The 21,122-nt window shown below is 65.4% G+C and carries 15 protein-coding genes and 2 pseudogenes; 7 read left to right on the top strand and 10 right to left on the bottom strand.

What is annotated here, in order from left to right; translation table 11 throughout:
- The first annotated feature begins 377 nt into the window (after positions 1-377).
- A complete protein-coding gene (locus ACZY1I_RS16350; RefSeq protein ID WP_463755478.1) occupies positions 378-2,690 on the top strand; it encodes a SpoIIE family protein phosphatase in 2,313 nt (770 codons plus the stop codon).
- 6 nt (positions 2,691-2,696) lie between these two features.
- On the opposite strand, the gene ACZY1I_RS16345 is transcribed toward ACZY1I_RS16350, so the two are convergent.
- Entirely contained in the window at positions 2,697-3,146 is a 450-nt protein-coding gene (locus ACZY1I_RS16345; RefSeq protein ID WP_463755477.1) for an anti-sigma factor antagonist, read from the bottom strand.
- 169 nt (positions 3,147-3,315) lie between these two features.
- On the bottom strand, positions 3,316-3,783 hold the full coding sequence (locus ACZY1I_RS16340) for an ATP-binding protein (RefSeq protein WP_463755476.1): 468 nt from the start codon (positions 3,781-3,783) through the stop codon (positions 3,316-3,318).
- Between the two features lie 196 nt (positions 3,784-3,979).
- Here ACZY1I_RS16340 and ACZY1I_RS16335 point away from each other — a divergent pair, with 196 nt between their 5' ends.
- A complete protein-coding gene (locus ACZY1I_RS16335; RefSeq protein ID WP_463755475.1) occupies positions 3,980-4,486 on the top strand; it encodes a winged helix-turn-helix transcriptional regulator in 507 nt (168 codons plus the stop codon).
- Between the two features lie 28 nt (positions 4,487-4,514).
- Here the strand turns inward: ACZY1I_RS16335 and ACZY1I_RS16330 are convergent, their stop codons facing one another.
- The 5 genes from ACZY1I_RS16330 to ACZY1I_RS16310 all read right to left on the bottom strand — a co-directional run bounded on the left by ACZY1I_RS16330 (position 4,515) and on the right by ACZY1I_RS16310 (position 8,586).
- Positions 4,515-5,138: a class I SAM-dependent methyltransferase gene (locus ACZY1I_RS16330; RefSeq protein WP_463755474.1), complete on the bottom strand. Its 624-nt coding sequence runs from the start codon at positions 5,136-5,138 to the stop codon at positions 4,515-4,517.
- Positions 5,135-6,067 (bottom strand): class I SAM-dependent methyltransferase, encoded by a 933-nt coding sequence (locus ACZY1I_RS16325; protein ID WP_463755473.1) that lies wholly within the window; start codon positions 6,065-6,067, stop codon positions 5,135-5,137. The genes ACZY1I_RS16330 and ACZY1I_RS16325 overlap by 4 nt, the downstream gene beginning before the upstream one ends.
- A 509-nt stretch (positions 6,068-6,576) precedes the next feature.
- Positions 6,577-7,470, bottom strand: a complete 894-nt coding sequence (locus ACZY1I_RS16320) for a hypothetical protein (protein ID WP_463755472.1) — start codon at positions 7,468-7,470, stop codon at positions 6,577-6,579.
- Positions 7,470-8,081: an RES family NAD+ phosphorylase gene (locus tag ACZY1I_RS16315; RefSeq protein ID WP_463755471.1), complete on the bottom strand. Its 612-nt coding sequence runs from the start codon at positions 8,079-8,081 to the stop codon at positions 7,470-7,472. Before ACZY1I_RS16315 ends, ACZY1I_RS16320 begins: the two co-directional genes overlap by 1 nt.
- The gene (locus ACZY1I_RS16310; RefSeq protein WP_463755470.1) at positions 8,074-8,586 is read right to left on the bottom strand and encodes a hypothetical protein; all 513 of its coding nucleotides are present in this window, start codon (positions 8,584-8,586) and stop codon (positions 8,074-8,076) included. Before ACZY1I_RS16310 ends, ACZY1I_RS16315 begins: the two co-directional genes overlap by 8 nt.
- 264 nt (positions 8,587-8,850) lie before the next feature.
- On the opposite strand from ACZY1I_RS16310, the gene ACZY1I_RS16305 reads away from it, so the two are divergent.
- A complete protein-coding gene (locus tag ACZY1I_RS16305) occupies positions 8,851-9,426 on the top strand; it encodes a chitin-binding protein (protein ID WP_463755747.1) in 576 nt (191 codons plus the stop codon).
- A gap of 26 nt (positions 9,427-9,452) precedes the next feature.
- On the opposite strand, the gene ACZY1I_RS16300 is transcribed toward ACZY1I_RS16305, so the two are convergent.
- A complete protein-coding gene (locus ACZY1I_RS16300; RefSeq protein ID WP_463755469.1) occupies positions 9,453-12,491 on the bottom strand; it encodes a DUF4349 domain-containing protein in 3,039 nt (1,012 codons plus the stop codon).
- Positions 12,488-13,120, bottom strand: coding sequence for a MerR family transcriptional regulator (locus ACZY1I_RS16295; protein ID WP_463755468.1), 633 nt, complete (start codon positions 13,118-13,120; stop codon positions 12,488-12,490). The genes ACZY1I_RS16300 and ACZY1I_RS16295 overlap by 4 nt, the downstream gene beginning before the upstream one ends.
- 466 nt (positions 13,121-13,586) lie before the next feature.
- Here ACZY1I_RS16295 and ACZY1I_RS16290 point away from each other — a divergent pair.
- From ACZY1I_RS16290 to ACZY1I_RS16280, 3 genes and pseudogenes are all read left to right on the top strand, one after another.
- A pseudogene (locus tag ACZY1I_RS16290) lies at positions 13,587-13,853 on the top strand (PE family protein); the annotation flags it as partial.
- Positions 13,854-14,747: 894 nt separating this feature from the next.
- A pseudogene (locus ACZY1I_RS16285) lies at positions 14,748-16,508 on the top strand (PGRS repeat-containing protein); the annotation flags it as partial.
- A gap of 1,742 nt (positions 16,509-18,250) precedes the next feature.
- Complete coding sequence (locus ACZY1I_RS16280) at positions 18,251-18,940, top strand: sensor domain-containing protein (RefSeq protein ID WP_463755746.1); 690 nt, start codon at positions 18,251-18,253, stop codon at positions 18,938-18,940.
- Between the two features lie 49 nt (positions 18,941-18,989).
- Here the strand turns inward: ACZY1I_RS16280 and ACZY1I_RS16275 are convergent, their stop codons facing one another.
- On the bottom strand, positions 18,990-20,369 hold the full coding sequence (locus ACZY1I_RS16275; RefSeq protein WP_463755467.1) for a DEAD/DEAH box helicase: 1,380 nt from the start codon (positions 20,367-20,369) through the stop codon (positions 18,990-18,992).
- A gap of 363 nt (positions 20,370-20,732) precedes the next feature.
- Here ACZY1I_RS16275 and ACZY1I_RS16270 point away from each other — a divergent pair, with 363 nt between their 5' ends.
- Positions 20,733-21,122, top strand: coding sequence for a DUF732 domain-containing protein (locus ACZY1I_RS16270; RefSeq protein ID WP_463755466.1), 390 nt, complete (start codon positions 20,733-20,735; stop codon positions 21,120-21,122).

The following is a 21,122-nucleotide window of genomic DNA, read 5'->3' as shown; positions in this document are numbered from 1 at the left end:
CGTGGCGGGCCCGGACCGGCATGCGTATTTTAGCAATAGGTTGAGATTGCAGCCTGCTGTCAACGTAGGTGTTCGGGGGATGCGGGCATTCCTTGGATGCACTTGCGCTAGTCAACCGCGACGCACGCTCAGGTCCGGGGGAAGATGGCTCCTGGTTGGATGAAAAGTATCCGCGTAATAGACAATTTCTTACACTGGTTTGCGCACTGCCCGGCCCTACGAGGGCCGGGCACAGTCAGTAACCATTGGTTTCCGAGCGAACAGGTTTTCAGACAGCAAATGCATCACACGGCAGGAATTGTGCTGCAGCGCCGGGCCCGCCTCGATACCTCAATAGCGCGGCCCTCGGCGGTGACCGATCTGATAGAGCTGATCACTTGACCGGCAACGATAGGCGCATCCCACCGTCGGCGCCGGAGGCACATGTGGCGGCCGACGATCTCGTGCCGGTCGGCACACCCATCGACCTCGACAACTGCGCCCGCGAACCGATCCACATCCCCGGCAGCATCCAGCCCCGCGGCGTGCTCGCCGTTGTACGAGAGCCCGATTTTGAGATACACCACGTCAGCGCCAATGTTTATGAACTGCTCGGACGTTCCGTCGACGAAGTTCTCGGAAAGCATTTATCGGCGCTGATCGGCGCCGACCAGGCTGCCCGGATCGAGCACGCAGCGTCGACCTTCAGCGATCTACGGCCGCGCAACCCGATCGACTGCGTGATCGAAGTTGCCGGCCAGCTACTCATGTTCGACGCCATCCTGCACCGCGACCCCGGGCGGATTCTGTTGGTGGAACTCGAGATCGCCTACGGCGAGCGGCCGTTCTCCTTCCCGAACACCTACCAGGCGGTACGCGGCTCGGTCGAGGAGCTGAACCGGGCGGCGACGCTCACCGAGTTGTACGACACCGCCGCACGCGCGGTTCGCGACCTCACCGGGTTCGACCGCGTGATGGTGTACCGCTACGACGGGGATTACAACGGCGAGGTCGTTGCGGAGTCCAAACGTGACGATCTCAATTCATTCCTCGGCCTGCATTACCCGTCGACCGATATCCCGGCCCAGGCTCGGGCGCTCTACGAAAAAAACTGGATCCGGCTGATCTCCGACGTCGACTACACGCCCGCGCCCGTCGTGCCGACGGTCGACCCGGTGAGCGGAAACCCGCTGGACCTCACCTACGCCACGCTGCGCAGCGTCTCCCCCATCCACGTCGAGTACCTGCGGAACATGGGTGTGCACGCATCGATGTCGATCTCGTTGCTGCGGCATGGACGCCTCTGGGGCCTCATTGCCTGCCACCATTACGCCGGCCCGCACCTGCCACCGTTCGGCAGCCGGGCAGCAGCAGAGTTCCTCGGCTCGACGCTGTCGCTACGACTCGTCGACCGGTTCGAGGGCGACCTGATGCAGAAGCGATTAGCTGCCCAGGCGTTGCTGGCCAAACTCACCGCCGCCACGCTCAACGACGGCGAACCACTCGCGGCGTCGCTGCTCGGGGCACCGGACCTGCTTGACCTCGTCCCTGCTGACGGCGTGGTCGTCGACGTCCAAGGTGACCGCCGGGTCAGCGGGTCGGTCCCGTCGCCCGAAGTCGTGTCGGCCGTCGCTGCCTGGGCACGCGGCGCCGGCGAGGAGGTCGCTAGCAGCGAGTGCCTGGCTGACGAGCTCCCGGAGCTCAAACTCGACCCCCAACTGGCCGCCGGCGCACTGGCGCTCAATCTGCCCGACGGGCAGTACGCCATCTGGTTCCGGCGCGAAGTGCTGCGTTCGGTGGACTGGGGCGGCGACCCACATAATAAGGCGATCGCCGTCAGCGAAGGCGACGAAATCCGACTCAGCCCACGCAAGTCATTCGAGCGGTGGAGCGAGACAGTCCGGCTGCGCAGTGAGCCGTGGACGAAGAACGAGTCCGAGTCTGCCGAAGCGTTGCGGCGTTACCTGGTCGAGTCGCTTTATCGCCGCACTCGGGGCGCCCTACGGGTAGCTGAAACCCTGCAGCGCAGCCTGCTGCCACAGTCGATCGCAACTCCTAAGAACTGGCAACTGTCCGCCCACTACGAGCCTGCCGCGGGTGACAACGTGGGCGGCGACTGGTACGACGCGTTCGAACTGCGCGACGGCAGGTTGATCGTACTGATCGGCGATATCGCCGGGCACGGCATCACGGCAGCCGGGACAATGGCCCAATTGCGCAACGCCCTGCGCGCGCAGTTGTTTGCCGGCGCCGCACCCGCCGACGCACTGAAGCAGCTCAACGACTTCTGCCTGCACTTGCTGCCGGGCGCATTCGCTACCGTCATCGCTGCGCGGGTGGATCTCGAGTCAGGGGAGATAGAAGCCGCCTGTGCGGGCCATTTGATTCCCTACCTGACGAACTCGGTATCCGAGACCGCCGTCTCCGCGCCAATTCAGCTCTCCCCGCCGATTGGTGTCCGGGGTGTGACCTACGCACCCAGCGCGTTCGCTCTCGAACCGGGGCAGGGCTTAGTCATGTACTCCGACGGGCTGGTGGAACGCCGCGGCGAGTCAATCGATGACGGTCTCGACCGGTTGGGCGCGACACTCAGCCGCGCGGTCGTTGCGCCGGCATCCTGGATTTGGACGGCCATGGCGGCGGCCAACAACACCGACGACGACGTCACCATCCTGGCATTGCATCGCCCCGGAGCGGGCCCAACCGAGTAGAACCGATCAGCAGGCTTGCTCGCGCGCCTGGTCCGCGAGCTGAAAGATCTCAGGTGCACTGTTGTGCACGGCGATCACGTCGTCCAAGCCACAAGCTGCGACGATGCGACCCATCGACGGCTGCGTGCTGACCAAACACATTTTGGTTCCACGGTCCCGACACGAGGCGGCCTCGTCGGCCAAAGCCAGCAGCGCCGAGCAGGACAGGAAGTCCACACCGTTCACGTCAACGATGAAGAACTGAGGCGGAGCGGCAAACGCCGATGCTTCCGCCAATAACAACCGCCAGGTTTCGTCGTTGTAGGCGTCGATCTCGCCACCGATGTAGACGATCACGGCGGCATCGAAGCCCTGAACGGCCGCGCGCAGCGTGCTTTGTTCGGCACCGAGCTCAGAGACCAATTTCGGACTCAAGCGCAACGGAGCGGCAAACACTTCGGTAGCGGCCAAGCTCATGCTGCGCTCCTAATCCAGTTATGAGATTTCAAATCGGTTCGCGGAAATCTGGCAGGACACCACGGGAACCTGACGGGGTGTAGCCACATTGGTGGTCGTTGAAACGTATCGGCAGTAATCCGCAACAGCAATGCGGCTCAACTGCGCGGATTCCGATGCCCCGCCACGGTCAACTGGCTTGGCTCAGGGCGTAGCTGTTGAGTTTGCACCCATAGAACCGCAGGCACACGGTGGTGCCGTCGTATCGGCCGTCGATAGTGCATTCGTCGGCCAGTGCGCGCATGAGGAGGATTCCGCGACCACGAATCGCGTTGATAGCCACAGTTCCGGGTTCCATCCAGCGTCCGTTGTCGCTGATGGATATCGCGAGCTCATGGGCGACCGATTCGTAGGCGATCTGCAGCGTCATGCTGCCGACGCAATCGACGACCCGATAGGCATGGTCGGCGCAGTTGGACAGCGCTTCGTCGGTCGCGAGCACGATGTCGGCAAGTCGGTTGTCGTCCAGATCCAGATTGTGATCGAGCCATTCATCGAGGCTTCGACGGAATGAGATCACTGTGCGGGGGTCCGCGGCCCCAGTCTGGATATGCCCAAGGCCGCCGGCGGTCATTGCGCCGACTTCGTCTCTGGACATAGTGCTACCCACGGCCTGGGGACTACCCACTTGGCCCGGCAGATACACCTCTTGTGCTTATCCAGTCTGGCATTTGGCGCCTCACCAGGGGATTTGTCATCGACACGGGCCGCTGCGGGTTGGCCCTCGGACCCACCGGCCCCCGCAAGAATTCGTCGAAGACTATGGAGCGACGCCGGCGAATTAGAGTTGCACCATGCCACTAGGGACCGGTTACCAGGGGCAGAGTTGCGCCCTCGCCCGTGCGCTGGCGGTCGTTGGTGAGCGATGGACACTGCTGATCGTCCGCGACGCCTTCCACGGACTGACCCGGTTCGATGAGTTCCGGCGCAGCCTGGGACTTGCGACGAATGTGTTGACTGCCCGACTGCAGAAGTTGGTGGAGCACGGAGTACTGCACCGGACGGGATCACCCGTTGCCTATCACCTGACCCAGAAGGGGCGCGACCTTTACCCGGTGGTGCTGACGATGATGGCTTGGGCCGACCGCCACGAACAGGGGTCCGACGGTCCCGAGGTATTGATCCTGCACACCGCCTGCGAACACGAGGCGGGCGGCACGCTGCGTTGCCAACACTGCGACGAACCCCTCACGCTGGAAGACCTGCGGGTGGTGCCGGCGGCCGGAGCGGTGGCGGGCGATGGAAAACCGACGACGCTGACGCCGCCTCAGTTAGCGGCGTGGGGTGCTCGCCTCCCGTAGCGGCGAGACAGTTCGGACAGCGCCGGCGTTAGCGCTTGGCGCCGACGGTCAGGCGGTCGGACATGACCTTGGTCCACCCCGGTCGCCGAATGCGGTGCTGATCTGTGACGACGAATCCGGCGTCTTCGAACAATGCCCGCATCTCTGTCGCCGACGGACTGTGCTGAGGTTTCCACCTGCTCGGCAACTGCAAGCGTTGTCGCGCACTCAAAGTCGCGACGGCCGCGAATCCCCCCGGAGCCAGCACGCGATGAAACTCGCGAAGGGCCGCCGGCTGATCGAAGAAGTGGAACGCAGACGTCGTCACGACCGCATCGAGGGCTCCATCGTCGAACGGAAGTTGCTCCGCCGGTGCGCGTAACCATTGCACGCGTTCGGATTTAGCGCGAGCCTGACTGAGCATCCCATCCGACATGTCGACGCCGTAGATCTCGGCGGGGTGCAGCTCGCGCTCGATTCGAGAACTGAGAACCCCTGTGCCGCAAGCAATGTCGGCGATCCTGCCGGCCTGATGGGAGCGCAGCTGTTCGATCACCTCGTCGTGAGGCGGGCGGTAGATCCACTGCTGCAGGAAAGGCAGGTCATAGGCCGGCGACAAAACGCTCCACAGACTGGTTACCGCGCCGTTGAGCACGCGGCGCGGTGCGGTCATTTGCCCAGAACCGAGCTGTAGTAGATGGTGTCGGCCATCGATACCGAGTCGTGCGTCTGCGGGACCACGGTCAACCCGTTGTCGGCCAACAACTGGCTCATCTGGATTCCGACCGAACGCCAGCCCAGATTCTGTAGGTACTCGGCAACGTCCTTGCGCTCACCCTCGAAGCCGAGGCTCTCCCAATCCAGCTCGAACCCCTGCTCGGCCCATTTGGCGGTGGACCTGCGCATCATCTCGCGCGCTTGCTCGACGTCGCGCTCCGGCCGCTCCGGGATGGCCTCAACCCCCAGCCTGCTACCTTCGGCGCTCAGCGCGCTGATGTTGTCCATCAAGCGATCCTGCGCTTCCGGCGGCAGGTACCCCAGCAAACCTTCGGCAATCCAAGCGGTGGGCTGAGTCTTGTCCAGGCCGGCCTCGGTCAGCGCGGTGGGCCAGTCCTGCCGCAGATCGATTGCAACGGTGCGTCTTTCGACGGTCGGCGTGGCTCCCAGACTTTGCAGCGTGGCGGTCTTGAAGGCGATCACCTCGGGTTGGTCGATCTCGAAAACTGTCATGCCGGCGGGCCAGGCCAACCGGTAGGCGCGCGAGTCGAGACCCGACGCCAGGATGACTGCCTGACGAATCCCGGCCTGTGCAGCCTCGGCAAAGAACTCGTCGAAGAAGCGCGTACGGGCCGCCATCGCATCGGGCATGTGCTCGAGCTTCCACGTCGACTCCTCGTCGTCGACGTCGACGGCTGCAAGGTCGCCGTTGACCCAGCGAGTGAAGAAGTCGACGCCAACGGCCCGCACCAGCGGTTCGGCGAACTGGTCGTTGATCACGGGGTTATCGGAGTTGGTCGCGATGGCACGGGCGGCGGCCACCATCGTCGCCGTCGCGCCCACGCTGCTGGCCAAGTCCCAAGTGTCGTTCTCTGTACGAGGCACGCTGTTCTCCAATGTCGAAATGAAAGTTACTTAGCTAGTTTAACACTTAGCTAGGTTAATTACCGCTCTCCGATAGCGGGTGTGAAGCGGCTCACATCTCGGTGCAACCGACTAGCGTCGGCCCGGACCGCCCGGTCCGCCCGGGCCACCAGGTCCTGCCGGCCCGCCCGGGCCACCGGGACCTCCCGGACCACCTGGACCGCCTGGACCGCCTGGACCGCCTGGACCGCCCGGCCCACCAGGCCCGTTCGCGGCCGGCAGCACAAACACACATTCGTTCAACTCGACGCTCCACGCCCAACCGGGGGCGCAGTCGTCGTCAGCGCGACTGACCGGTGCCGTGGCTACCGCCGGCAACAACCCTGCCGCGAGGGCGAACGCCCCCACTGCGCAATGACGTAGAAAACGGCTCATCGCCCACCTCGACTCGTGTCGTCCGGCGCTGGCCGGCCGGTCACGTCGATTGTCCTCCCGACAAAGGACTCAGGCAGGCATTCGAGTTATTTGGCTCACTTGAACCGCACCCCCCGCTGGCGCGCCAACAGCAGCGCCACGATGGTTCCGCCGATCCAGACCAGCAGAGCCGTGCCGAGATGCAGGAAGCTCTTCGTATCGCGCCCGAACACCGGTCCGATCGCTGCGGGTATCTGCGTCCAGAGCACCCGGTGCTCGACCCCGCCCATCGGGTCGGCAACGTAGTACAGCGCATAGGGAAGCGTGACAGCCAGGACCCAGCCAGCCGTTCGGCGCAGATTGTGCCGTTGCCGCCACCGACGCAGGAGCGGTTCAGCGGGCACCGGGTGCAACACAGAAATGACGTTTCCCACGCCGAGCCAAGACACAATGGGCACGCTGACGTTGGGGATTGTCATCGCCAGTTGCGGCACCCCTTCTCTCCATACCGTCAACGCCGCCGCCACCGTCAACGTGGGCAGCCCGACGATCACCATCAAGGCAATGTTCTTGATCAACAGCATCCGCCAGAAGGGCACACCGTCAGCCAGGCCTTTGGCAATCCGATAGTGGTCGCCCCCAAGCAGATTGGTGGTGGTGACGTCGGCGAGGACGAACGATGAGAAGTAGGTGCTGACCAGGACTACCCAGTCGAGTTGTGCGTGATGGAAATGGAAGTGCCCGCCGGATCGATGGCTGTTGTACTCGATGGTCATCGGTTGCACGGACAGCCAGACCACGGCGAATATCAAGTTGGCCACCACACCCGACAGCCAGGTGAATGGTGGACGAAATGCCCAACGAATTTCCGAACATACCGCGGGCAGCAGGGGCTTTCTGAAGCTCACGGCGGCCCGCTGAGCCGAGGCAGGCCGGGGCGCCGACGCCCGCGCCAGGGCACGCAACGCCATCCGAACCGGCTGACGCATCGGCATTTCACTGTCCGACATCAGATCTCCCAGTTGACAGTGAAGTCGTGCCGCAGCACCAAGTCGACCAGCAGGTCGGACCGATCCGCAAGTAGCCACGCCTGGATCGCAAATGCATCGTGGGCGAAAATCGCGTAATTGACTGAAGTTTCAGGCGTCGTGCGTGACCTGTAGACGATCGCGTCGAGGTCGGGCCACCAGCGACGGGCCGCATCGGCCAACTGATGACAGTGCTGCCAGACACGACCCTTCTGGCCTGTGCTGATCTGGTCGTCGACGTCGAGGATGTCGAGGTTGCGCTGAGTCCTCAAATCGAAGATCCGCAAGGGCCGCCGGGCGACGAGTTGAGTAACGAACTGGGTCGCATGGTCGGCGGGAAGGGTGCGGCCAGTGTCCCGATAGCGTTCACGAAAGGCGCCCTCATATGCGGTCGCAGCGTAGCGGGTGCGGAAGCCACCCGATGCTGGATCGAACCTGAATCGCGGTGCTGGGAATCCGCCCCACGTCCACTCCGCCGGCGTGGCGGCCTCCACCCGCCACAGTTGCGTCCCTACTGGAACCGTTCGGCTTGCCAGACCGATCGGCCGTTTCCAGGGCAGGAGGCGTCGGTAACCGCCCGGCAGACTAGGCACCGACGGAGTCGAGCAACTGCCACGCGGTACCCGCGGTCCTCTTGCGGCGCAGAGCTTCCGAGATCGATGCGCCTGCCAGCTCGTCGCGCTTGATGCGCATTATGCGATCCGCGACGACCGGATCGGAGGTGAAGCGCGCCAGCAGCTTGAGGATTTCCGGGAGGTCGGAGCGCAGGCGCCCCTCCTCGAATTGCCAGACCGGGAACCAGGTGTTGTTGCCGACGGTGAGACCGAGCACCTTGCCGCGCCGCCGCAGCTCGTGAACCGCCTGCGGAGTCTCGTAGCCCAGCCGCGACTGGGCCTGCCGGGTCGAGATGGCACCGGCCCGGAAATCGCTCATCAAACCTTCGCGGCGTTCGTTGTTGAGCCCGAAGGCAGCGATACGTTCGAGTTCCGCCATGGGCACCGTCGGCACATCCAGCAGTGCGTCCAGGAGCTTGGCGAAATCAGGATCGCGCCGGACCCTCTCCTCGACTTGACTGACGAGCGCACTGACGGGAGACATCTACCCATACTATCCCCGCACTCATCAATTGAAACGATTGAAACAGCCGGATCACGCCGGCCCTTTCGACCACCGTGCGCCCAGGCGTTACCGGGCAAGTGATCTCGACGCAGGTCCCGGGCTGACGTTGTTGGCGAGGATCGGAGATACCTGACCCGCAGACTTACCTAACCAACTCATAACTCATTCATAGATAGCCTATCTAGCCTTTTGCTTGCGGGGTCAAGTCTCGCTGATTGCGCGAGTAGATGGGTGACGGAAACGATGAACCTGAAGATGCTGGCAGCTGGGGCAACCATCGCCAGCGCTCTCGGCGCAGCGGCACTGGGCGCGGGAGCCGGTTTAGCGAACGCGGACCCAGCAGGTGGCGGCGGCGGTCATCATGCTCCCGGTGGCGGACCGGGCGGCGGCCATGGTGGTCCGCCCGCGGGGGGCGGCCACGGTGGTCCACCCGCAGGAGTTGGGGGCGGGCTCGTCGGTGCTCCCTTCGGTGCACCCGGTGGCCACGGCGGGCCCCCACCTGGTGACCGCGGACCAGGTGGACACGAAGGTTTCGGTGGTGCCGGCGGTCAGCATGGTCCGGGTTTCCCCGGTGGCCCTGCGCCCTGGCACGGGGATCCTCAGCGCGGCTCCTTCCGTGGCGCGCCATGGGGAAACGGCGCTGCGCCGTGGGGATGGGGAGCGCCACCACGTCCAGCCTGGGGAGGACGGCTTCCCGGGCCTGGCGGCCGTTGGCTTGGCGGCCCGATCAACTACTGGGGCTATCAGGAAACACCGATCTGGGATCCGGGTTTTAACCAGTGGGGATTCTGGCTGTTCGGAGTCTGGATTCCGCTGTAACCCATTGATTCGGGCGGTAATCCACATCAGTCGTCCGAACTCTCGTCCGCCTCTGAGGTCGCGTCGGCTTTCACTGCCGGCTTGGCAGACAACCGGCGCACCAGCAGCACAACGGCGAATACCGGCACGGCCAACAACACCAACCACGGGATGAGGAACCCGACCGTCAGCAGGCCGCTGTGCCCGGTGGAGAGCAGCGATTGCCAGCCGTGTTCGAGTGAGCCAAGGAAACCGACATGAGAAACCTTGGCCGGCTCGGCCGAGATGTTGACACTGATTGTCGCGTAGGAGATTTCGTCGCGAAGTGTGGTGCGCTGCGCCCGCAGCGAATCCAGCTCGGCCTGACGCTGGGTGAGCGACGACTCGGCGGAGAGTAGGTCAGAAGTGTTGCTGGCCTTGCTCATCAGTTCCAGCAGGCGCCTGACCGAAGTCTGCAACGCATCGACGCGGGCATCGAGGTCGACCCGCTGCGCAGTGACGTCAGTGTGGCTGATCGACATCGACTTGACTGTGCCGAGTTGCTTGACGTCGGTCAGCACTCCTTCGAGTTTGTCTGAGGGAATGCGCAATACGAGATCCACCACCGGTGAAGAAGAGATGGACCGCTCCGATCGGGAGTCCACGCGTCCGCCCGCATCGGTGACTGCGGAGATCAGCCGGTCGGCCACCGATGCCGGTTCGGCGACGACCAGTTGCATTGATCCGGTGGAGACGATGTCACGCTTGTAGGTGGTGTCCGCGGGCGCCTCCGGTGGCCTCAATGGCATTGGTTCGGTGGCAACCGTGTTCTCACCTGCGCCACCCTTCGTGGCCGGAATGCTGTCCCTGGCGATTCCGCCGCTCTCATCAGGAGCGGTCGTCAACTTTCCGCCCACGACACCATCGCTCAGTGCCGAAGGCCCGTCCCGGTCCTGCGACCAGAACCAACCTCCGCCGAGGAGCAACAGGCCGGCCGCAGCTACCACAGCAATCGCATTGCGCAGCTTGACCGTTCGCACATGTGCCGCTTTGCCTGGCGCCTTCGGCGCCGAAACCGAAGGCGCGGAGGGCGCCTCCGCCGTCTTCGCGGCGGAGCGGGTCTGCACGATGTCGACCGCTCCGAGCACTAACTCCGCGGCGTCTGCGACCGGGCTCTGATCCCAGCCGGCCGGCGCATCGACGGGCTGCACAACCCGGTGCTGCATCTCCCCCTCGGCGACGACGCGGCTATCGACCGCGACGTAGGCGGTGAACCTACACAACACGCCGAACCGCAACGAGGTGTCGACGATTCGCTTCGCCAAGCCCTGCGGGGAACCATTGCCGTTCGCGCCCCATGCCGAGGCGTAGCGATCCTCGAGGTCGCGAAGGTGAGCCCGTGCCCACTGAGCAGTCACCGCTGATGCCTCGCGGGGCTGTCCGGCGACAGTGACCGACCAGCCCCCTAGACCAGTCAGACCGCGCAGAGTGAGCGAGCCCTTCGAGCCACCGCGGTAGCGACCGGACAACGTCAACGGCACTCCGGGGAACAGGTCAGGCAATCGAGCCGGAGCCGCGGTGTCATCAACCAGCGCCAAGCCGTCCGCGTGCAGGGTCAACCGGTGGGCCAGTGGCGCGCCGATGCGGCGGTGAATGGCCTGCATTGCTTCGTCGAGTCGGTCCTCGCTTTCCACCAGCTCGCAACGGCCGCCGCCTGCACTGGCCAGGCGGCCCAGCAGCCCGGCGTTGACGGCCTGATCGATGCCGACTGCGTGCACCCGCACCCGGCGCAGATCGTTTGACAGGCCGCGCAGCAGCTGATCGTCATTGCCCACCTGCCCGTCGGTGACCAGGATGAGGATGGCGTCACGGGCATCCCTGGCGGTGTCGCCCTCGCTCCGCTGTCCTTCTTGCAATAACGAAAGAGCTTGCCGCAGTGGCGCATACAGCTCCGTACCGCCGCGCGCATCGACACGGGCCAGGTGTTCGACTGCGCGGTAGCGGTTTCGGTCGCCGGCTTCGACAAGCCCGTCCGGCAGCCCCATGGGGCGGTCGACGTGATCATCGAAGGTCAGCACCGCAAATCGGTCGTCGTGAGTGAGGGTATCGACGATGCGCGCAGCAGCGCGGCGAGCGGCCACCATCTTCCAGCCGGCCATGCTTCCGGACCGGTCCAGCAGTAGCACGACATCCCGAGGACGTGGCGTCGCGCTCGACACTGGCGGCAACACGGTCAACTGATAGGTGCCCTCGTCACCATCTGCATCGGGAACCAGCACGAGCGAGTCAGAGAGGTCTTGTCCGCCGTAGCGCAATCGCAGGAGGAAGTCCTGGTTGGCCCGCTCTCCGGGCTCTACCCGAAATCTGCCGTCGTCGGTGGTCACCACGGGCAGGCTCGAGCGGGCCTCGGTCAGAGTCAAGCCGGCCGGGTCGATACCGACCTCGATGCTCAGCGGGACGGGGTAGGGAAATCCGGGCAGCAGCACCGGCGGGCTGATTCGGGAGGCATCGGGCACGGCGTCGGTGTCGTTGGCGCATCCGTCGCCGACGGCGAGGTCCGCGAGGGGCTCACCCGGGACATAACGCGGCGCGACCACTAGCGGCAGGCGAAACGTCGCCTCGCCGTCCTCGTACGCCAGGGGGTTGACCAGCGTCAGGGCGACGCTGACCCGCTCGCCCGGCAAGATGTTGCCGACCCGCATGGTGAAAACGTCCGGTCGTTCCTCCTCCGCGACGGATGCCCGCCGACCCGACGCGACGGCGTCGTCGTAGGCACGGCGCGCGGCCTCGCGTTCTTGCAGCTCCGCCTCGACGACGCGCCCGTCAGCGACCATCTGCATGCGGGTCACCGCGGCGCGATCCGGCAGCGGAAACACGTAACTGGCTTCCAGCGGCACGTCGAAGGTGTTGACGAAGTCCTGAGTCAACTCGACTTGGCTTGTCAGACCAATGATTTCGGCACGGACATCTATTCGGTCGAGTGGCAGATTGCCTCGCTCGGTGCGGAGCGCACCCAGCCCGGCATCGATCTCCGTAGCGTCGCCGGCCTGATCGGCGACTCCCCCGGTCGTATCTGCGTCCGTCATCGACGTGATGCGCACGGTCATCGTTGGCTCCGTTCATCGAGGGGTAGCAGACCGCGGTCGGTCAAGAGTTCAAGTAGCGGCGCGGCGGCCGCACGAATCGCGTCGGCGTCTTCGTCGGCGGGGGCGTTTGGCAGTAGCAACATCGCGCCGCCGGGCAGACTGACGGCAGCCAGAGTCGTGACAGCGTCGGAGCCGCCGGCGGGGTTTTCACGCTGGGGGCCTGCGTCCCCGTTGGTCAGCACCGCTTCGTCCACAGCGGCGGGCGGATCGGCCCAGAAGCGACTTCGATTCGATGGCGGTGCAGTCGCCTGCACCGGTCCCGCCGCGATGATGCCATCAGGAACGACCGCGACGCGGCGAAGCTTTTCGTCTGTCGCTCCGGCAAGTTCTGCCTGCACCTCGGCAAGCGAAAGACCCTGCGCCTGAAGCCTTTTGATAGCAACTATCTGCAACAGATGACGGGGGCCGTAGACGGCGTTGCGCCCGTGCATGGTCGGCCGGTCGACCAACCCGGTGGTCGCGTACCACCGCACCGCACGTCGATCCGGCAGATCGCGCACTCGCCCGTTGGGGGCTCCCGGATACGCGGGCGTTGCCAGCGCGGCGGATATCCGCCCCACCAGATCGTCCAGCGTCCACGCCGCAGCCACGCTTACACCATGACACTGTTATCGTGACACTGTCAATGTCCTGTCTGGTGGACTACACCCGCTTCCCCATCACCGAGGGCCGGTGATGCGCGGCGTGACCGACGGTGGGCATCCCTACCCGCCCCGCCAACTGCCAGTCCCCGACCGCACGACACAGGGGTCCCCGACGGCGCAGGCGCCGATGCCCAAATCCGGGCAATTTGAAACAATTTTCCCGCATTCATTTCGTATTCAGTACATTTTCGCAATAGGGATAATTTTTTCGTTTATTGGAATAATGCTTCGTATTTTACATACGTTCAGTACCAATGTTTTACATGCGTTTAGTAATACTTCTCGATAGTGGTACGCATTTACCAGAAAGCGCAGAATTAATGGATTTGCCAGCGGGTAACGCAAATCACGTATTACTCTCAACTCAACGGAACGACCACAGGCGGTCGACGTAGGGAGGGGAGTGGACGTTATGTCCTTCGTGAATGTTCAGCCAGACCTGATAAGTACAGCTGCTCAAAACCTGGCGGGAATTCGGTCTTCGCTGACCGACGCGGCCTCGGCCGCAGCAGGTCCGACGAGCGGTGTCGCGGTTGCGGCCGCCGACGAGGTGTCAGCCGCCATAGCCCAGTTGTTCGGCAACTTCGGGCAAGAGTTCCAGGCCGTCAACGCCCAGGCGTCCGCCTTCCACGCCGAATTCGTGAAGATCCTGAACGGCAGCACCACCGCCTACCAGGCTGCGGAGGCAAGCGCCGCGCAGGCGTTATCCGGACTGGGTGGCGCGGGGGGCGCTACCGCCGCTGCGCCTGCAGCGCCGTTGGACGGACTTCTGGGCGGGCTGCTCGGCGGCGGCGGTAGCAGTGGCGGCGGCGGCGGTGGTGGCGGCGGTCTACTCGGCGGTCTGCTCGGCGGCGGCGGTGGCGGCACCGGAGGCATCCCTCTCCTCGGCGGCCTTTTGGGCGGTGGAACCGGTGGCGGCTTGCTCGGTGGCCTGCTCGGTGGCGGCACCGGCACCGGCGGCATCCCGATCCTCGGCCCGCTCCTTGGCGGTCTGCTCGGCGGTGGCCTGCCGGCCTTCCCGGCGCTGCCCAACTTCGCCAACTTCGCGGCGCTCCTCAGCGGCGGTCCTGGAGCCATTCCAGTCCTTGGCCCGCTCTTGGGCAGCCTTCTGGGCGGCGGCCTGCCGTCCTTCCCTGCGCTGCCCACTTTCGCCGACTTCGCCTCACTGCTCGGCGGTGGCACCGGCGGATTCGGCGCGCTCACCAGCCTGTTCAACGGTCCGGCGGGGATCGGACTTCTACCTGCTCTTGGGTCGATCTTGGGCGGGGGCGGCCTGAACTTCGGACTGGGGCAGCTCTTGGGTGGCACGGGCCTTGGACTGACCTCCATCCTCGGCGGTTTGAGCGGTGGCTTGAGCTCGCTGCTCACCGGCAACCTCGTTGGAGGTCTGGGCCAGATCCTTGGAGGCACTGGCTTCGGCCTTGGCTCAATCCTCGGCCTGTTCGGTGGCATCTTCGGGGGCGTCCCACCCATTGGCATTCCGCCAGTTCCCGGGCCTGCAGACTTCTTCCTCAATGTCATCAACTCGCCCTTCCAGCTCGCCTTTGGGCGTGGGCTGATCAGTAACGGCATCAACGGTGCACCGGGTACCGGACAGGCTGGCGGTGCCGGCGGCTTCCTAATCGGCAACGGCGGCAACGGCGGCGCAGGCGCGGCCGGACAGACCGGCGGTGCCGGCGGTGCTGCCGGATTGATCGGCACTGGTGGTGCCGGTGGTCAGGGCGGCATCGGTGGCGCAGCCGGTGGTGCCGGTGGTGCCGGTGGGTTCCTGTTCGGCAGCGGCGGCGCCGGTGGCGTTGGCGGCTTCAACACGGCCGGCCTCGGCGGACTCGGCGGCGCTGGCGGTGTGGGCGGCCTGCTTGGTGGCGGCGGCCACGGAGGAACCGGCGGTGTCGGCAGCCTCGGCGGCGGCAATGGCGGCTCGGGTGGGACCGGCGGTCTGCTGGCCGGACTCTTCGGCGCCGGCGGCGGCGACGGTGGCACCGGCGGCTCAACCTCCGGCGCAGGCAACGCTGGTGCGGGCGGCGCCGGCGGCAATGCCGGACTCCTGCTCGGCACCGGCGGCTCGGGCGGTGAAGGCGGCAGCGCAGCGCTCGGCACGGGTGGCGCAGGCGGCGCGGGCGGCAATGGCGCCCTGCTCGTGGGTGCCGGTGGATCCGGCGGTACCGGCGGAACCGGCCAGCTCGGCGGTGGTCTCGGCGGGCACGGCGGCAACGGCGGCCAGATCATCGGTGACGCCGGAGCCGGCGGAGCTGGCGGCGGTGCTACCGGCATCGGCGCGGCTGGCGCCGGTGGCGCCGGTGGCAACGCAGGCTTGATCGGCATGGGTGGCGTGGGTGGCGCTGGCGGCGCCGCTAGCACTCCGGCCCTGTCTACGGGCGGCGCTGGTGGCCTTGGCGGCAACGGCGGCGTGCTGTTCGGTAACGGCGGCGCTGGCGGCGAGGGTGGCAGCAGCATAAGTGGCGGCGTCGGTAAGGGTGGAGCCGGCGGCAACGCCGTGCTTATCGGCACCGGCGGCAACGGCGGCAACGGCGGCTTCGGCTTGACCATTGGCACCACTGGTGTCGGTGGCCGCGGCGGTCTGTTGATTGGCTTGGACGGCTTCAACGCTCCTGCCAGTAGCAATCCGCTGCACGCCATCTACAACCTGCTCAACGTACCCACTGAGGCACTGACAGGGCGCCCGCTGATCGGCAACGGCGACAACGCGCTCGCAGGCAGCGGCTTCCAAGGAAGCGGCGGCGGCCTCTTGCTGGGCAACGGCGGAGCCGGCGGTTCCGGCCAGGCAGGCGTGGTAGGCGGAGCAGGCGGCAGCGCCGGGTTGCTCGGCGTCGGCGGTGCAGGCGGTGCCGGCGGATCGTCGTTCGCGGCGTTCACTTCGATTGCGGGCGGCGCCGGCGGAGCCGGCGGATTGCTGTTCGGCAACGGTGGAGGCGGCGGCAACGGCGGCCTCACCACCCTTGCGGGCCTCGCCGGGGCCGGCGGCGAGGGCGGCCGTGGTGGCCTGTTCGGCGGCGGCGGTAATGGTGGATCCGGCGGATTCAGCACGACCCTCCTCACCGGCACCGGAGGCGCCGGCGGAGCCGGCGGGAATGGCGGGTTCCTCAGCGGACTCACGGGTGGCACAGGTGGCCATGGCGGAATCGGCGGTACCGGAGCGCTCCTCGGGGGTGCCGGTGGCGCAGGCGGCAACGGCGGGATCATCGCCGGTGCGGCTGGTAGCGGTGGATCTGGCGGCACCGGAGGACTCGGCGGTCTGCTCTCCGGCGTCGGTGGCGCAGGCGGCGAAGGCGGCAGGTCCGGGTACCTGTTCGGCAGCGGCGGATCTGGCGGATCGGGCGGCGCTGGCGGCACTGGTCTGCTAGGCACCGGTGGCGCCGGCGGAGCCGGCGGCAACTCCGGCTTCCTGTTCTCGGATGCGGGTTCCGGCGGTGACGGCGGGTGGGCCGGCACCATAGCCGGGCGTGGTGGAAACGGCGGCAGCGCGAGCTTCATCGGCAACGGTGGTGGGGGTGGCGTCGGCGGAACCACCACAGTCCTGGGCGGCCTCGTCCCCGGTCTGGGCGGCAATGGCGGATTCGGTGGAAACGGCGGCGTGTTCCTCGGCAACGGCGGCAACGGTAACGCCGGCGGACAAGGTTCAGCGCTACTCAGCCTCCTCGGAGGTCCCGCCGGTAACGGCGGGGGCGGCGGCAGTGCCTTCCTCATCGGCAACGGCGGCAACGGCGGCAACGCTGGACACTTCCCGTTGCTTCTGCCTCTGTTGTCCATCATCCCGATACCCACCGGTCTCCCCGGCCTTGGCGGCGGTCACTTCGGGTTCGGCGTGATCGGCAACCCCGGCATCCTGTAAGCCGGGTCCGCAAGCTCGCCTCTCCGCGGGGGCCGGGGCGACCGGTTGACAGGACATCGTCTACCCAACGATGTCGGCGTCCCGGTCACTCCGGCCCCCCTGCGGAGGGGCGATCACCTTTTCACAGGCTTTCCCGTCCGTACTGGTTCGCGGCGCTCCCGTGGACTCCCAGACACCCGGCTTGGCCTACCCAGGACTGCCGGCCACCGGGGTCAGATCGACATCGACCTACTACAAAACCTCCGGATCTTCAACAATTAACTTCGCTTCTCGGATATTTGCTGGAGCATCAGATAAAAAGCTCTTTGGTCAGCAGCGGAGCGCTAGCTCCGACCGGAGCTAGGCGATCGACATCCAAAAGATACTTTTTCCCTGAAATGAGTCCTAACTTTCAACCCTGAGTGCGGAAGGTATCGCAACCCACCGACTCGGTGCGCGAAAAACCCAAACGTCAATTACGCACAAAAGGACGCAAGGAAGAATTGCGGAAATGGCACAAAGGCGTCAGAAAACGCAAATTGACGCGTCGGCTAAATACGGCCGGTCGTGTCGCGCAGGACGGCCCGAGACGGCCGTCAGTCGAAGTGGCTTACCAGGTGCTGCATACGGGATCAAACGTAACTCCGTCACCGGTTCCCACGGGCCGGATTGGGTGTCCGAAATGCGAACATCCTGTCAATGAGCCGCCTGCGCAGGCTGGACAGCGTGCCGTCCGGCAACAGAGTCTGCCACTTGGCGGACAGCTCAACCGAGGGGTGCCAGCTGGATCCATGCGCGCTAGTCGCTGTGCAGTGTGCTTTAACGGGGCACGACACGCTCACTGACATACCATCAAACCGATTGTGTTACCTAGGTTTTCACCGCAGAGCGCACCCTCAGAGCTCCGGACGTCTTCGGAGACGCGAACCTCGGGACCGTTGCGCGCGGGCCAGCCGGGATCTCATTGGACAAGCGGCTCTCACAAGAACACCACATGAAATTCGTCGGCGTCGCCCGCAAGGTCACGTGCACTGGGAATACTGACGGCTGGTGAGGCGTCTCGACCTACCTGCACCTGCCCGACCGGGGCGGGCGAAGTCTCGCCGAGAAAGTTCAGCGGCCCTAGTGGATGCTGGAAGCAGCTACAGACCGAGATCAACCGCTGCGAAGGAGACCCGACCGTGCCTCACGCCAGTGACGGCGCCCGCCTCGGCTTTCCGGCACGCCACCACTACCGGCGCTTCGTGGCGGCCCACATCGCCGGCGGGTTGGCACTCGTGTGTGGTGTCGCGCTCGCCGGGTGCACCAGCGTGGTCGGCGGCACTCCCAGGACCGCAAGCCAGCGGCAGGCGTCCAACGGACCCATCTACCCGTCGCAACTCGAGGACCTGCTGACGCCGTCAGAGGCGGTGTCGGTGATCCAGAACATCCCGCTGCTCGAGTCCGACATGCAGTCGGCAATGTTCGTGAGTGCCGATCCGGCCGAGTGCCACGGTGTCGTTGCCTTTGGCCACTATCCCCTGTTCCCGACGAACTACACCGGCCGCGAAGCCCGCACTCAACAGGACCACCTACCCGACCAGCATCAGCTGCTCGAGGTATCGGCCACCTATCCCGCGGGCTTCGACGCCACCGGATTCCTCGACTCCGTCCGCAAGACCGTGTCCAACTGTCAGCGCCCCGTCACCGCCAGCGGCGATGACGGGCACAAGATGACAGTCAACCCGGCGCCGCTGGTTCAAAGTCCGTCGGAGACTGCCCGTTGGATGACGAATCTTGTTGGGCAGAAGTGGATTTGCGAGCTCGCGGTGATCGCGAAGGCCAATGTGGTGTCCGAGATCGTCACCTGCTCCCCCGACCGGTCACTCGACATAGAGGCCCTGATCACTAAGCGACTCAGGAAGATCAACGACCTGCTCAAGTCGACGTCGTAACGGGTGGGAGGGTTCACTCCGGCGATTGCCGGAGTGAACTCAATTCGCTTTAGCGCGAAGTCCTTTGCAGAGCGCCCGGCCGCCCGTGGCCCCGTTGTCCGGTGCTGCTCGAACCACGACCACGCTGCGCCGCACCGCCCGATCCACGACTCCGTTGCCCGGCGCCGGCCGACCCATGACCCCGCTGGCCGCCGCCACCCGACCCGCGATTGCGGGCAGGTTGGGACGGAGCGGCCTTGGAGACCGGCGCGGGAGCACGGTAGGGCGCAATCTCACCGACCAGCGCATGCACCTCGGCGGAGTCCGCGGTCACCTGCTGCGGAGTGACCTGGATGCCGGCTTTGCGCAGCAGAGCCCTGGTGTCCGAGCGCTGCTCGGGCAACACCAAAGTGACTACGTCGCCGGTGTTTCCGGCGCGTGCCGTACGCCCGGAACGGTGAAGATAGGCCTTGTGCTCGGCGGGCGGATCGATGTGCACGACCAACTCGACCTCGTCGACGTGCACGCCGCGCGCGGCAATATCGGTCGCCACCAGAACTCGGGCCTCACCCGTGCTGAATGCGGCGAGGTTGCGATCACGTGCGGGCTGAGAAAGGTTGCCGTGCAAGTCAACTGACGGGATACCGGCGTCGGTGAGCTGCTTGGCGAGCCTGCGCGCGTGGTGTTTGGTGCGCATGAACAGGATGCGGCGCCCGGTGCCGGATGCCAGCCGATGCACCAGCTCCTTCTTGGCATCGGCGCCGGCGACGTGGAAGACGTGGTGGGTCATTGCCGCCACCGGTGCGTTCAGTTCATCCACGGAGTGCAACACCTGATCGCGCAGGAAGCGGTTGACTAGCTTGTCGACGCCGTTGTCGAGGGTCGCGGAGAAGAGCAGTCGCTGACCGCCTGACGGTGTGCTGGCCAGAATCCGGGTGACGCCCGGCAGGAAGCCGAGGTCGGCCATGTGATCGGCTTCGTCGATCACGGTGATCTCGACGGCATCGAGGCTGATCAAGCGTTGTTTCATCAGGTCTTCGAGCCGCCCCGGGCACGCCACCACGATGTCAACGCCCGCCTTGAGCGCCGAAACCTGTCGGCCCTGCGATACGCCGCCGAATATCGTGGTGACCCGAAGGTTGGCAGCCGCGGCCAACGGTTCCAGCGCGGCGGAGATCTGGGTGGCCAGCTCACGGGTGGGAGCCAGCACCAAACCCGAGGGCCGCGATGAGCGCCCACGGGCGGAAGTGAGCCTGCTCACCAAGGGAATCGAGAATGCGAGTGTCTTTCCGCTTCCGGTCTTGCCTCGTCCCAGGACATCTCGGCCGGCGAGAGTGTCGGGGAGCGTCTGAACCTGGATCGGGAACGGAGCGGTGATACCGGTCGCTGCGAGCGCGCTGACCAATGGTGCGCGCACGCCAAGATCAGCAAAAGTTTTGTCTGTAGTCACTTTTCGGTGCCTTTCGGGCATGGGGTGTGCCCGATCGTCACGACGGTCCGCGCCGGTCGGGCACAAGCTGGCGAGATTGCCGGTGGGCAATATCGATCGCCGCGAGACCGTAGTGCATATTGCACGGATCATCGGGTGGATCAGCCGCGAATTAGGGCTGGCACCAGTGGGATGAATGAACGTTCCACGACGTGTTGGCAGTAGAGATGTGAGGCCAACGTTGAGATCAGTCTATCTCACCCACGCTAGAGGGCCAATTCAGCACGAACCGGGCCGCGGATGCGTGGGCGATGCTACTTTCGGCGGGGCTCGGCAGTAGCCTTGCTGGCAATTGTTCAGAGTCGGGCTGACCAGGAGGAAAAGGTGTCGGGCAAAGTACGGGGGCTTTCGGTAGGTCTGGCAGTTTTGGCAGTCGCGATGGCCCCGACGGCTCAAGCGGAGCCAGGGCCGGGCAGCGGCGAGACGTTCTTCGTCGACTACCTGACACGGGTGTTCAATCCCCCGACGTCCGAAGACGCGGCGCGGGCGATAATCCCACTGGCGCAACTGGTTTGCCAAGCCAAGGCACGGCAAGAAAGTGACCTGCAGGCCGCGAACCTAGTGCTGGCCGGCAATGGCGTCACAACGCTGGGAATGTCCACCGGATCCAGCACCGGAGATGAGCCAACAGCCCTCAACGTCGTGAACGCGGCAACATTGGCGTACTGCCCGGAGTACAACACCCAATTGTCCAACGAGACGACGGTGGAGTAA

This window comes from Mycobacterium sp. IDUB_37 (assembly GCF_055419245.1).
This window is presented reverse-complemented; position numbering and strand designations above follow the sequence as displayed.